We start from the raw sequence: 12,725 nt of genomic DNA, 5'->3' as shown, positions 1-12,725 counted from the left end.
GATCAGGCGCCTTGCGGAGTGTCGAACAGCGCGTTGACGAATTCGCCGGCGCGGAAGGGCTGCAGGTCGTCCACGCCTTCGCCGACGCCGATGTAGCGCAGCGCGATCGGGCGCGACGGCGCGTGTTGCTTGGCGATGGCGGCGATGACGCCGCCGCGCGCGGTGCCGTCCAGCTTGGTCATGACCAGGCCGGTAACACCGATGGTGGCGTCGAAGGCCTTTACCTGGGCCAGTGCGTTCTGGCCGATATTGCCGTCCAGCACCAGCAGCACTTCGTGCGGGCCGGTCGGGTCGGCCTTGGCGATCACCCGCTTCACCTTGGCGATCTCGTCCATCAGATGCAGCTGGGTGGGCAGCCGGCCGGCGGTATCGGCCAGCACGACATCGATATTGCGGGCGCGGGCGGCATTGACCGCGTCGAACACTACGGCGGCAGGGTCACCCGAATCCTGGGCGATCACCGCCACGTTATTGCGCGCGCCCCAGGTCTCCAGCTGTTCGCGCGCGGCGGCGCGGAAAGTGTCGCCGGCAGCCAGCAGTACGCTCTTGCCCTGGGCCTGGAAATGCTTGGCCAGCTTGCCGATCGAGGTGGTCTTCCCGGCGCCATTCACGCCCGCGATCATGATGATGAAGGGCTTGTGCGCGTCGAGATCGAGCGGCTTTTCCAGCGGCGCGATCAGCTTCGTCAGCTCTTCCTTCAGCACGTCGCGCAGCCTGGCCGGGTCTTCGATGCGCTCGCGGCGCACCCGCTCGCGCAGCACGTCCAGCAGGTGGGTGGTGGCGTCCAGGCCGACGTCGGAGGTAATGAGCAGGGTTTCCAGCTCTTCCAGCAGTTCGTCGTCGACCTTGGTGCGCGAAAACAGCGCGCTGAGCTGGCCGCCGAGTTGCGCGCGGGTCTTCGACAGCCCGGCGCGCAGGCGCTGCGCCCAGGACAGTTTCGGCGCGGCCGCCTCGGGCGCGCTATCCTGCGCGACCGCAGTCGGCGCAGTTTCCGGCTGCGCGACCGCTTCGGGTGCGGCCGGCTTGTCCTTCTTGAAGAAACCAAACATGTGGGGGACGGTCAGTGAAGCACCGTGCAGACAGCCGCACGGCTTGAAAATACAGGCGCGATCAAGGGTTTGGCCCGGAACGCGTACTTTGGCGGAGAGTGTATCAGATGGATTTGCGCCGTTTTTCCAATGGCATCGTACTGTGTGGCGCACTGGCCCTGACGCTTGCAGTGGCGTCACCGGCCCGCGCCAACCCCTTCGAAACCACCTTGAGCAACGGCCTGCGCGTCATCGTCAAGGAAGACCGACGGGCGCCGGTGGCGATGCACATGGTGTGGTACCGCGTCGGTGCGATGGACGAGAAGGACGGCACCACCGGCATCGCCCACCTGCTCGAACACATGATGTTCAAGGGCACGAAGAAACTGAAGCCGGGCGAGTTCAACGACATCGTCGCCCGTGCCGGCGGCAACGACAACGCCTTCACCAGCCACGACTACACCGCCTATTTCCAGCGCGTGCCGGCGGCGGCACTGCCGAAGATGATCGAGCTGGAAGCCGACCGCATGCGCAATCTGGTCATCGGTGACGACGAGTTCGCGCGTGAGCTGAAAGTGGTGATGGAAGAGCGTCGGCTGCGCACTGACGACCAGCCGCAGTCGCAGATGCACGAACAGCTGATGGCCAGCGCCTTCATCGCCCACCCCTATCGCCGCCCGGTCATCGGCTGGATGAACGATCTGGAGAACATGCGTCCGGACGACGCGCGTGACTGGTACCGGCTCTGGTACGCGCCGAACAATGCCTACGTGGTGGTGGTCGGCGACGCCGACCACAAGAAGGTGTTCGAGCTGGTGAAGAAGCACTACGGACACATGAAGCCGGTTGCGCAACCGGTGCGCAAGGTGACCGCCGAACCACCGCAGACCGGCGAGCGCCGCATTACCGTCAAGGCGCCGGCCGAACTGCCGCAACTGGCGATGGCGTGGAAGGTGCCGAAGCTGAGCGACGTCGAGAACGATCGCGAGCCCTATGCGCTGGAGGTGCTGGCCGGCATTCTCGACGGCCACGCGGCGTCGCGCCTGCCGCGCGCGCTGGTGCGCAGCAGTCAGATCGCCGTCGAGGTGGGTGCCTATTACGACTCGACCGCGCGCGGCGAGGTCACCTTCATGCTCGGCGGGACGCCCGCCAAGGGGCACACGGTGGCGGAACTGGAGACGGCGCTGCGGGCAGAAGTGAAGCGCATCGCCGACGAAGGCGTGTCGGCCGCCGAACTCGAGCGCATCAAGACGCTGACCGTCGCTTCGCAGATCTACAAGCTCGATTCCACCTATGTGCAGGCGATGGAGATCGGCCGGCTGGAAGCGTCCGGCTACCGCTGGCAGGACGCCGACCGCATGCTGGAAAAGCTGCGTTCGGTCACCGCCGACGAAGTGCAGGCGGTCGCGCGCAAGTATTTCGGCGACGACACGCTGACCGTCGCCGTGCTCGATCCGCAGCCGCTCGACCCCGAAGCGAAGCCCCGCGCCAAGCCGGCCGGTCTGCGCCACTGATGCGTACGCACAACGATTCCCTGCAGGTGATTCCGATGATCCGATTCTTCCGCAGCGCACTGCTGCGCGCAGTCAGCCTGCTGGCGTTCGCAACGCCGGCGCTGGCCAATGTCGATATCCAGCACTGGACCGCCGCCAACGGCGCACGCGTCTATTTCGTCGAAAGCCACGTGCTGCCGATACTCGACGTGCAGGTCGATTTCGACGCCGGCTCGGCGCGTGACCCCGAGGGTCGCAGTGGCCTCGCCGGCATGACCCATGGTCTGCTCGACTCCGGTGCCGGTGGCCTGGACGAGGACGCGCTGGCCGAAAAGCTGAGCGATCTGGGTGCGCGCCTGTCCGGCTCTGCCGACAACGACCGCGCCGGCCTGTCGCTGCGCACGTTGGCCAGTGCGCGCGAGCGCGAGGGCGCGCTGGCGCTGATGCGCACCGTGCTGACCGCACCCGAATTCCCGGCCGCCGTGCTCGAACGCGAGAAGGCGCGTGCCATCGCCAGCCTGCGCGAAGCCGACACCAAGCCGGACCAGATCGGCGCCAAGCGTTTCGCGAAAGCGCTCTACGGCGACCACCCCTACGGCCGCAGCGCCACCGTCGAATCGATTGCCGCGATCACCCGCGACGATGTGCTGGCGCACTACCGCCGCCATTACGTCGCCTCGCGGGCGGTGGTGTCCATCGTCGGCGACGTGACGCGCGAACAAGCGGAAGCGATCGCGCTGCAACTGACCGGCGACCTGCCGGCCGGCGAACCGCTGCCGCCGATCGCCGAGGTGACGATGCCCAAGGCCTCGACCGAGCGCATAGCGCATCCGGCCAACCAGAGCCACATCTTCGTCGGCCAGCCGGTGACCCGCCGCGGCGACCCGGACTTCTTTCCGCTGCAGGTCGGCAACTACATCCTCGGCGGCGGCGGCTTCGTATCGCGGCTGACCAAGGAGGTGCGCGAAAAGCGCGGTTACGCCTACAGCGTCTACAGCTACTTCAGCCCGCAGCGCCAGCCCGGCCCGTTCCAGATCGGTCTGCAGACGCAGCGCGCACAGGCGGCGGATGCGCTGAAGGTGGTCGATGAAACGCTGGCGTCCTTCATCGCCAACGGTCCGACCGTGACGAGCTGAAGGCGGCCAAGCGCAATCTGGTCGATGGCTTCTCGTTGCGCCTGGACAGCAACCGCAAGCTGCTCGACAGCCTTGCGACCATCGGTTTCTACGGCCTGCCGCTCGACTGGCTCAGCAAATTCCAGGAGCGGGTCGAGGCGGTGACGGCGGCACAGGTGAAGGAGGCCTTCCAGCGCCGCCTGTCCGCCGACCACATGGTGCGGGTGATCGTCGCCGGCGACTGAGGGTTGGTCACTGCCGGCGGCGCCCGGCACCACGAAACAAGCCGCCACAAGTGCAAGCGGGCGCGCAGGTAGAATCGCGGCCATGTCCCGCATACGCATCATCGGCGGCCAGTGGCGCAGCCGCCTCCTTCCGGTGGCGGCGGTGCCGGGGCTGCGCCCCACTCCGGATTCGGTGCGCGAGCGCCTGTTCAACTGGCTGGGCCAGGACCTGAACGGGCTGCATTGCCTCGATCTCTTTGCCGGCACCGGCGTGCTCGGATTCGAGGCCGCGTCCCGCGGCGCCGCCTCGGTCACGCTGGTCGAGCGCGATGCCGGCGCATTCGGCAAGCTGCGCGAAGCGGTCGAACTGCTGCCCGCACCACAGGTCAGGCTGGTCAGGGGCGATGCGCTAGAATTCGCCGCCCAGCCACCGCAGCGCTTCGATGTACTCTTTCTCGACCCGCCCTACGGCAAGGGTCTGCTCGATCGCGTGGTACCGCATCTGCCGCACCTGCTGACCGACGACGCGGTGATCTACTGCGAGGCCGAACAGCCGGTGCCGGCGCTCGGCGATTACCGGGCGACGCGCGAGGGGCGGGCGGGGCAAGTCCATTACCAGCTGCTGGAACGATCATGAACGGCACCATTGCGGTCTATCCGGGCACTTTCGACCCGATCACGCGCGGCCACGAGGACCTTGTGCGGCGCGCAGCGGCGATGTTCGACCGCGTCATCGTCGGCGTCGCCGAAAGCCGTTCCAAACGGCCGTTCTTCAACACCGAAGAACGGGTCAACATGGCGCGCGAAATACTCGCGGCCTATCCTAACGTCGAGGTGCGCGGGTTTTCCTGCCTGCTGATGGACTTCCTGAGCGAGTGCAAGGCGCGGATCATCGTGCGTGGCCTGCGCGCGGTGTCCGACTTCGAGTATGAATTTCAGATGGCCGGCATGAACCGGGCGCTGCGTCCGGACGTCGAAACAGTGTTCCTGACGCCAGCCGATCAATACATGTTCATCTCGGCCACGATGGTCCGGGAAATCGCCTCGCTGGGCGGTGACGTCAGCAAGTTCGTGCAGCCGTCGGTGCTGGCGCGGATAAGCGACAAGGTTGAAGCAATGCGTGGAGGCAAATGAAGTGTCTTTGATAATCACCGACGAATGCATCAACTGCGATGTGTGCGAGCCGGAATGCCCGAACGGGGCGATTTCGCAGGGACCGGAAATCTATGTGATCGATCCGTCCAAGTGCACCGAGTGCGTCGGCCATTTCGACGAGCCGCAGTGCCAGCAGGTCTGCCCGGTCAACTGTATTCCGCTGGATCCGAACCACAAGGAGACCCGCGAACAGCTGCTGGAGAAGTACAACCACCTCACCGCCAAGGCCTGACGCTCGCCGGCCCCGGCGTGCTCAGGCCGCCGCGGCCGAGATGACCCGCAGTACCGGTGCCTTGAGCGCCGAGTCGAGCGCGCTTTCGAGACGCGCCAGTTCCTCCAGCTGCTGATCGATCGCCGCGCCGTTCTGGCGCAGTTCCTCGATCCGCTCTTCCAGCGTGTCGGTCGCCTCGTGGATGCGCTTCACGCTTTCGAGCCGGCGCTTCAGCTGCTTCTGGTGTTCGCGCACCTGGTTCTCGAGCGGCGCCATGATGGCGCGCAGCCAGTGCTCGACGTCGCGGTTCACCACTTCCATGTGCTTGCGCACCTGCACGGCGACGGTTTCGAAGAAGCGCTGCGTCAGCTGGCGCTTTTCGGTGGTGAGCATGTTCAGCCAGGTATTGAACTGCTGGTGGAAGGCCTTTTCGAGCCGGGTGATGTCCTTTTCGTAACGATGGACCGAGAACGGCACCGGCACGCCCAGACGCAGGTCGTGCTCGGTCGAGAAGCGCTGGTACATCGCTTCCATCATGCGGAAGATTTCATCCACGCTGGCGGCCGAGCGGGTCAGGCTGTCGCGCACGTCGTCGAAGAAGGCGTTCATCGCGTCGCGCAGCTGCAGCGAGAAGTTGGCCGCCTCCATCTGTTCGCGCGTGTGGTTGGTGCGCGCGCGCAGCGCGTCCATGCCGAGGTGGGCGAACAGCACGTTGGTCTGCGACGAGAACACGTTGCGCGTGGCATAGAAGCGTTCGAGGCCGCGTTCGAACTCCTCCTTTTCCGCCCGCACCCGCTTCAGCATGTACTGGATGACGCCACGGTTCTTGCCGCGCAGGTCGGAAAATTCGGCCAGCTGGTCGTCGATGCTGCGCCGGCGGCCTGCCAGCACCTCGCGCGTGCGGGCGATCAGCTCGCGTGCGTCCTTGTGACGGCGGCGCCGACGATGTCGCGCTTGGCCGGCAGCAGATCCTCGACCAGTGCGCGTTCGAGCTGCGGCAGACGGCTGCGCGCAAGCAGCGCGCCGTCATGCTGGATGCGCGCAAGCAGCCCCTTCTGCGCCGATACCGGAAACACGCGCGACTCCGGGATGTCCAGCGTGGCTGCGCAGGAGGCGATCTGGCGGGCGATTTCCGATTCGATCTGGGTTTCGGAGCGCAGGCCGTCCCACAGACTGTCCATCTTGTTCAGCACGGCGATACGGCCCTGACGCGATCCACCGGCCGCGGTCACGTGCGTCTTCCAGACGCCGAGGTCGCTCTGCGTGACACCGGTGTCCATGCCCAGCACGAACAGCACGGCGTGCGCCGACGGCAGCAGCGACAACGTCAGTTCGGGTTCGGCGCCAATCGCGTTCAGACCCGGCGTGTCGAGGATGACCAGCCCCTGGCGCAGCAGCGGGTGCGGCAGATTGATGATGGCGTGGCGCCACGCCGGCACCTCGACCATGCCCTGCGAATCGGGCTGCAGGCCGTTCTCGCCGCTCAGATCGATGCGGAAGCCCAGTGCCTCGGCTTCGCCGATGGCCACCTTGCGCTGTTCGCTGACCCGGCCCAGCGCCTGCTGCATGGCCACCGTCGAGGTGGTGTCGAGTTCGATGCGCTTCCAGGCGCCGGGCTGTGATTTCAGGTCGGACACCGTGGTGGTGCCACGCCGGGTGTCGATCGGCAGCAAGTCTATGCAGGCCGGGCGAGACCCGTCGTACATCAGTTCGGTCGGGCACATCGTGGTGCGGCCCGAGCTGGACGGCAGCACGCGCGCGCCCTGGTCGCCGAAGAAGACGGCATTGATCAGTTCGGACTTGCCGCGCGAGAACTCGGCGACGAAGGCCACGACCAGGCGGTCGTCGCGCAGCTTCTGCAGCAGCTGTTCGATGCACAGATCGTTGTGGCTGTCGTTCAGGTTGCTTTCGAACAGCCAGCCGCGCAGACGCACGATGGTCTGTTCGACCCGCGTACGCCAGGCGCCATATGCCGACAATTCCTCCTGCATGCCCATCGCCGTCTCCTCCACGCAAATGTCAATCTAGCACAGGCGCTGCGCGCTATCGCTGGCAGGTCGGGCAGAAGAAGGTCGAACGTCCGCCCATCCGGCGGTTGCGCACCGTCGTGCCGCATACGCGGCAGGGCTGGCCATCCCGTCCGTAGACGAAATAGGACTGCTGGAAATAGCCGGGTTCGCCGTCGGCATGCATGAAGTCGCGCAGCGTGCTGCCACCGGCATCGAGCGCGTCGCGCAGCGTGGCGCGGATTTCGTCGTACAGGCGCGCGCACTGCGGCCGGGTCAGGCGCCGGGCCGCCATGCCCGGGCGCAGGCGCGCGCGGAACAGGCTTTCCGAGGCGTAGATGTTGCCGACGCCGACCACCACCGCGCTGTCCATGATGGCCAGCTTGATTGCGCACTGCCGCCGCGTCAGTGCGGCGTGCAGCCCGGCGGCGCTGAAGTCCTCGCCGAGCGGTTCGGGACCGAGGCCGGCGAGCAGCGGGTGGGTGGCGTCGGCACCCTCGTGCCACAGCACGGCGCCGAAGCGGCGTGGGTCGCGCAGCCGCAACACGCGGTCACCGAAGACGATGTTGACATGGTCGTGCGTGCCCGCCGGCACGTCGCGGTCGAGCACGCGCAGACTGCCGGACATGCCGAGGTGCAGGATGAGCGTGCCGCGGTCGAAGCGCAGCAGCAGGTATTTGGCACGCCGGTCGATGTCGCGCAGCGTCTGGCCGGGCAGCGTGGCGGGCAGGTCGGCGGGTACCGGCCAGCGCAGTCGCGCATTGCGGAGGGTGACCGCGGTCGCCACGCGACCGGTCAAGGGCGCGGCAATGCCACGGCGTGTCACTTCGACTTCGGGCAGTTCGGGCATCGGAAAGGTGAGCCGCGGCACGGCGGCGGGGACGTGTTTTGGAATAAGATCGGAGCCGTTTCCGGCATTGGCGCCGCATAGGGCGGTGCGCCGGGGGCGCTGCAACGAATTCTAGCCGTCACACTCAAAGGCCGTAAGCGCTTCAGTCCGTTGCGAAATCACCCTGGCCACTGGCGATCATGCCCATGACGACCCGACCCCTCCTGCTCGCTGTCCTTCTTCCTCTCGTGCTCGGCGCCTGCGCGCAGACCGCCAAGCGGCCGCCAGTGGCGGCTGCGCCGACCGAGGCTCCGGCAGAGGCCGCGCCGCCACGCGCACCGCAGCTGCCCGAAATCGAACTGACGCGCCAGATCACCTACCAGCTGCTGCTCGGCGAGGTGGCGGCACAGCGCGGCGAACTGGGTCTGTCGGCGTCCGCCTATATGGATCTGGCGCAGTCCACCCGCGACCCGCGCATCGCCAAACGCGCGGCCGAAATATCGGCCTTCAGCCGGCAGAACGACATCGCGCTGCAGGCCACCCAGCTCTGGCTGGAACTCGATCCCGAGTCGGTACAGGCGCGGCAGATGCTGACCGGCCTGCTGGTCAATGCGAACCGGCCGCAGGAACTCGAGCCGCAACTCGCCAGCCTGCTCGCGCAGGAGGGCAACCAGATCGGCGAGAGCCTGCTGCGGCTCAACCGTGTGCTGGGGCGTCTGTCGGACAAGGTCGAGGTGCTGGCCATGGTCGATCGCCTGACCGAGCCCTATCTGCAGTACCCGGAAGCGTGGTTCGCGCGCTCGCAGGCCGCGATGCAGGCGCGCGAGCCGAAGCGTGCGCTGGCCGATGCGACAAAGGCGCACGACATGCGCCCGGAATGGGAGCCCGGTCTGCTGCTGAAGGCGCAGGCCACAGCCGAAAGCGATCCGCACGCCGCGACCCGGCTGATGGGCGACTACCTGAAGAAGTATCCACAGGCACGCGACGTGCGGCTGCAATATGCACGTTCGCTGGTGGCCGAACGCAATTTCCCGGAGGCGCGCAAGCAGTTCGAGAACATCCTCGGCGGTGCGCCGAACAATCCGGACGTCGTGTTCGCGGTCGGGGTGCTGGCGATGCAGATGCAGGACTACGCCGGTGCGCAGACCTATTTCAAGCGGCTGCTGACGCTGCGCTATCAGGACATGAACCTGATCAAGCTCTATCTCGGGCAGCTGGCCGAGGAGCTGAAGCAGCCGGACGAAGCGCTCGACTGGTATCGCCAGGTCGGGCAGGGCGATCACTACCTCGGCGCGCAGGGGCGTTACGTGCTGCTGCTCAGCCGCACCGGGCGGCTCGACGAAGCGCGCGCTCACCTGCGCGATCTGGCCGCACGGCCGGGCGGTGACAAGGCACGTTCGGCGCTGATGGAATTCCAGCTGCTGCGCGATGCGAACCGGGTCGAAGAAGGTTACGCCGTGCTCGAAGAGGCGCTGGTGGCGCAGCCGGACAATGCGGAACTGCTGTATGAGACGGCGATGATCGCCGAGCGGCAGAACCGCATCGAGGTCGCCGAACAGCGGCTGCGCCGGGTGATCGAGGTGAAACCGGATCATGCCCATGCCTACAATGCGCTCGGCTATTCGCTCGCCGATCGCAACATCCGCCTCGACGAGGCGCAGGCGCTGATCGCCAAGGGGCTCGAACTGGCGCCGGATGATCCCTTCATTCTCGACAGCATGGGTTGGGTGCTGTTCCGGCGCGGCGATCTGAACGGTGCCTTGACCTATCTCGAGCGCGCCTTCGCGATCCGCCCCGATCCGGAAATCGCCGCTCACCTCGGCGAAGTGCAGTGGCTGCTGGGTCGTCGCGAGGACGCCGAGAAGCTGTGGCGCACGGTTGCTGCGCAGCACCCGGACAACGCCGCGCTGGAATCGACCATCAAGCGCTACATTCCGTGATGCGGGTGCTGCTGTGTGCCGGCGCGCTGGCGCTGGCCGGTTGTGCCGCGCTGCCGCCGCCGGCTGTCGAAGATCCGCAGGTGCTCGCGCTGCGCGAGCGTGCGCGTGACGCGGCCAATCCCGCCTTTTCGCTGAGCGGACGCTTCGTTGTCAAAGGGCCCGAACAGACCGCCTCGGCGGCGCTGGACTGGCAGCACGCGAAGGACCGCGACGAACTGCAGATCAACGGACCGCTCGGCAAGGTGCTGGCGCAGCTGGTGCGCGACCCGCAAGGCGTGCGCCTGATCGACGAGCGCCAGCGCGTTACCGAGGCGGCGACGCTCGACGAACTGTCGCGTGCGGTGTTCGGCGCCGAACTGCCGCTGTCGCGGGCCGCCTACTGGGTGACCGGCCGGCCGGGCAGCGCCGACGTGCGGTCGCGTGACGCCGCCGGGCGTGTCGCCGTGCTGACCGAACAGTCCTGGCGCGTCGAATTCACCGAATACGACGGCGACGGCCCGGACGCGCTGCCGCGGCAGATCGACGCCAGCGACGGCGAACACAGCTTCCGTCTGCGCATCGACGCCTGGTACCCGTTGCCGTGACTGCGCGTATCAACTGGCAGGTCTGGCTCGACGCACCGGCCAAGATCAATCTGTTCCTGCACGTGACCGGCCGCCGCCCGGATGGCTACCACCTGCTGCAGACCGCCTTCCGCTTCGTCGATTTCGGTGACCGCCTGCGCTTCTCGCCGCGAGACGACGGCGAGGTGAGGCGCGTCAACCCACTGCCCGGCGTGCCCGAGGCCGACGACCTGTGTGTGCGTGCCGCCCGCCTGCTGCAGGCGGAGACGGGCTGCGGGCGTGGCGTCAACATCGAACTGGACAAGCGTCTGCCGATGGGCGGTGGCGTTGGCGGCGGCAGTTCCGACGCTGCGACCGTGCTGCTCGCGTTGAACCGACTGTGGGAACTGGATCTGCCGCGCGCGCGGCTGCAGGCGCTGGGGTTGCAGCTGGGCGCCGACGTGCCGGTGTTCGTGTTCGGTCGTGCCGCGTTTGCCGAAGGCGTCGGCGAGGTGCTGCAGCCGCTCGAATTGCCGCCGGCGGCCTATCTGGTGGTGGCGCCGGGCGTGTCGGTACCGACGCCACGGATTTTTGCCGACCCGGAATTGACACGAAATACCGAAGCTTGCACAATAGCGGACTTTGCTGCAGCGGCCGATTCGGCGGCGCTTTTCGGGCGCAACGATCTTGAGCCGGTCGCAGCGAGGCTGTACCCGGAAGTCAGACAGGCCATCGACATGCTGGCGGCACTGGCCGGGCGCGGCGCGGTGAGAATGAGCGGTTCGGGCGCGTGCGTGTTTGTACAATGCGCCGATCTGCCGGCAGCACAGGATTTGATGAAGGCGTCGTCGGCATCGTGGCCGGCGGGCTGGCAGGGATTCGTTGCACAGGGGCTGGACGAGCACCCGCTGTACCGGATGACTGCAATGGTTTGACACCGTGGGGCGCAAGAGCGCGACGCGGTCGATGCAGAGTTTGGGGAGTCGCCAAGTTGGTCAAGGCACCGGATTTTGATTCCGGCATTCGAAGGTTCGAATCCTTCCTCCTCAGCCAAATTTGATCGGGCGGGCCCGCAGGGAGTGCGGGCCTGCCCGATGTGTTTTCAGGGCAGCAGGCATGCCGACGGGTTGAAACCGGTCATCCGCCTGGAAAGAGCAGGACCGGTTCTCCCGGTTTCAATTCAGCAATCACCGAGTTTCGCGAGGCAGCATGGCTTACGACAGCCTGATGATCTTTACCGGCAACGCCAACCCCAAACTGGCGGCGGACGTTGCCAAGCGGCTCAACATGTCGCTCGGCCGCGCGCAGGTGGGCCGTTTCTCCGACGGCGAAGTCAACGTCGAAATCCTCGAGAACGTCCGCGGCAAGGACGTGTTCGTGCTGCAATCGACCTGTGCGCCGACCAACGACAGCCTGATGGAACTGGTCATCCTGGTCGATGCGCTGAAGCGCGCTTCGGCCGGCCGCATTACCGCGGCGATGCCCTATTTCGGCTATGCCCGCCAGGATCGCCGCCCGCGCAGCGCGCGCGTGCCGATCACCGCCAAGGTGGTGGCCAACATGCTGCAGGCCGTGGGCGTGCAGCGCCTGCTGACGGTGGACCTCCACGCCGACCAGATCCAAGGCTTCTTCGACATCCCGGTCGACAACATCTACGCCACGCCCATCCTGCTCGGTGACATCTGGAAGCAGGAATATCCGAACCTGATGGCCGTTTCGCCCGACGTCGGCGGCGTGGTGCGCGCGCGTGCGTTCGCCAAGCGCCTCGAATGTGACCTGGCCATCATCGACAAGCGTCGCCCGAAGGCGAACGTGTCGGAAGTGATGAACATCATCGGCGACGTTACCGGCCGCACCTGCGTCATCATGGACGACATGGTCAACACCGCCGGCACGCTGTGCAAGGCGGCGCAGGCGCTGAAGGAACACGGCGCCGCCCGCGTGCTCGCCTACTGTACCCACGCCGTGCTGTCCGGCGAGGCCGTCAATCGCATCCAGAATTCCGATCTCGACCAGCTGGTCGTGACCGACACCATCCCGCTGTCGCCGGCCGCCCAGGCCTGCGGCCGCATCCGTGTCGTGTCCATCGCCGAACTGCTGGCCGAAACCCTGCTGCGCATCAGCAACGAGGAATCCGTTTCGTCCCTCTTCATGGAGTAATTGAAGCGGGACACCCCGGGTC

General features: G+C 66.7%; 10 protein-coding genes, 1 tRNA gene and 2 pseudogenes. 10 read left to right on the top strand and 3 right to left on the bottom strand.

The features are described 5' to 3' along the window. Positions 1 to 2: 2 nt before the first annotated feature. Positions 3 to 1,049, bottom strand: coding sequence for a signal recognition particle-docking protein FtsY (gene ftsY, locus ACQ66H_RS17850; protein WP_430435130.1), 1,047 nt, complete (start codon positions 1,047 to 1,049; stop codon positions 3 to 5). A gap of 107 nt (positions 1,050 to 1,156) precedes the next feature. Between ftsY and ACQ66H_RS17845 the strand changes: the two genes are divergently transcribed. The 5 genes and pseudogenes from ACQ66H_RS17845 to ACQ66H_RS17825 all read left to right on the top strand — a co-directional run bounded on the left by ACQ66H_RS17845 (position 1,157) and on the right by ACQ66H_RS17825 (position 5,247). Beyond that, positions 1,157 to 2,542, top strand: coding sequence for a M16 family metallopeptidase (locus tag ACQ66H_RS17845; RefSeq protein ID WP_430435129.1), 1,386 nt, complete (start codon positions 1,157 to 1,159; stop codon positions 2,540 to 2,542). Beyond that, positions 2,542 to 3,881: pseudogene (locus ACQ66H_RS17840) on the top strand (M16 family metallopeptidase). Before ACQ66H_RS17845 ends, ACQ66H_RS17840 begins: the two are co-directional and overlap by 1 nt. Before the next feature lie 82 nt (positions 3,882 to 3,963). After that, entirely contained in the window at positions 3,964 to 4,497 is a 534-nt protein-coding gene (gene rsmD / locus ACQ66H_RS17835) for a 16S rRNA (guanine(966)-N(2))-methyltransferase RsmD (protein ID WP_430435128.1), read from the top strand. Continuing rightward, positions 4,494 to 4,994 carry a pantetheine-phosphate adenylyltransferase gene (coaD, locus tag ACQ66H_RS17830; RefSeq protein WP_430435127.1) on the top strand — a complete coding sequence of 167 codons (501 nt, stop codon included), beginning with the start codon at positions 4,494 to 4,496 and terminating at the stop codon, positions 4,992 to 4,994. Before rsmD ends, coaD begins: the two co-directional genes overlap by 4 nt. Position 4,995: 1 nt before the next feature. Next, entirely contained in the window at positions 4,996 to 5,247 is a 252-nt protein-coding gene (locus tag ACQ66H_RS17825) for a YfhL family 4Fe-4S dicluster ferredoxin (RefSeq protein ID WP_430435126.1), read from the top strand. Positions 5,248 to 5,268: 21 nt separating this feature from the next. On the opposite strand, the pseudogene ACQ66H_RS17820 reads toward ACQ66H_RS17825, so the two are convergent. Further along, positions 5,269 to 7,223: pseudogene (locus ACQ66H_RS17820) on the bottom strand (dynamin family protein). A 46-nt stretch (positions 7,224 to 7,269) separates the two neighbouring features. Then, positions 7,270 to 8,082, bottom strand: a complete 813-nt coding sequence (gene mutM / locus ACQ66H_RS17815; protein WP_430435125.1) for a bifunctional DNA-formamidopyrimidine glycosylase/DNA-(apurinic or apyrimidinic site) lyase — start codon at positions 8,080 to 8,082, stop codon at positions 7,270 to 7,272. A 185-nt stretch (positions 8,083 to 8,267) separates the two neighbouring features. On the opposite strand from mutM, the gene ACQ66H_RS17810 reads away from it, so the two are divergent. The 5 genes from ACQ66H_RS17810 (at position 8,268) to ACQ66H_RS17790 (ending at position 12,703) form a co-directional block, all read left to right on the top strand. After that, positions 8,268 to 10,001, top strand: a complete 1,734-nt coding sequence (locus ACQ66H_RS17810) for a tetratricopeptide repeat protein (RefSeq protein ID WP_430435124.1) — start codon at positions 8,268 to 8,270, stop codon at positions 9,999 to 10,001. Continuing rightward, on the top strand, positions 10,001 to 10,585 hold the full coding sequence (lolB, locus tag ACQ66H_RS17805) for a lipoprotein insertase outer membrane protein LolB (RefSeq protein WP_430435123.1): 585 nt from the start codon (positions 10,001 to 10,003) through the stop codon (positions 10,583 to 10,585). Before ACQ66H_RS17810 ends, lolB begins: the two co-directional genes overlap by 1 nt. Then, the gene (ispE, locus tag ACQ66H_RS17800) at positions 10,582 to 11,478 is read left to right on the top strand and encodes a 4-(cytidine 5'-diphospho)-2-C-methyl-D-erythritol kinase (RefSeq protein ID WP_430435122.1); all 897 of its coding nucleotides are present in this window, start codon (positions 10,582 to 10,584) and stop codon (positions 11,476 to 11,478) included. Before lolB ends, ispE begins: the two co-directional genes overlap by 4 nt. Positions 11,479 to 11,519: 41 nt before the next feature. Beyond that, positions 11,520 to 11,596, top strand: a tRNA-Gln gene (locus ACQ66H_RS17795). 156 nt (positions 11,597 to 11,752) lie between these two features. Next, a complete protein-coding gene (locus ACQ66H_RS17790) occupies positions 11,753 to 12,703 on the top strand; it encodes a ribose-phosphate pyrophosphokinase (RefSeq protein WP_430435121.1) in 951 nt (316 codons plus the stop codon). Positions 12,704 to 12,725: the final 22 nt, after the last annotated feature.

This window comes from Methyloversatilis sp. (assembly GCF_965284615.1).
Lineage (GTDB): Bacteria > Pseudomonadota > Gammaproteobacteria > Burkholderiales > Rhodocyclaceae > Methyloversatilis.
Note: the sequence above shows the minus strand (reverse complement) of the source record. Positions and strands in the feature narration are given on the sequence as shown.

Excerpts from the sequence above, each read along its gene's own strand:
- ACQ66H_RS17790 (WP_430435121.1), top strand. The coding sequence starts at position 11,753 with ATGGCTTACGACAGCCTGATGATCTTTACCGGCAACGCCAACCCCAAA.
- ftsY (WP_430435130.1), bottom strand. The coding sequence starts at position 1,049 with ATGTTTGGTTTCTTCAAGAAGGACAAGCCGGCCGCACCCGAAGCGGTC.
- ACQ66H_RS17845 (WP_430435129.1), top strand. The coding sequence starts at position 1,157 with ATGGATTTGCGCCGTTTTTCCAATGGCATCGTACTGTGTGGCGCACTG.
- coaD (WP_430435127.1), top strand. The coding sequence starts at position 4,494 with ATGAACGGCACCATTGCGGTCTATCCGGGCACTTTCGACCCGATCACG.
- rsmD (WP_430435128.1), top strand. The coding sequence starts at position 3,964 with ATGTCCCGCATACGCATCATCGGCGGCCAGTGGCGCAGCCGCCTCCTT.
- mutM (WP_430435125.1), bottom strand. The coding sequence starts at position 8,082 with ATGCCCGAACTGCCCGAAGTCGAAGTGACACGCCGTGGCATTGCCGCG.
- ACQ66H_RS17810 (WP_430435124.1), top strand. The coding sequence starts at position 8,268 with ATGACGACCCGACCCCTCCTGCTCGCTGTCCTTCTTCCTCTCGTGCTC.
- lolB (WP_430435123.1), top strand. The coding sequence starts at position 10,001 with ATGCGGGTGCTGCTGTGTGCCGGCGCGCTGGCGCTGGCCGGTTGTGCC.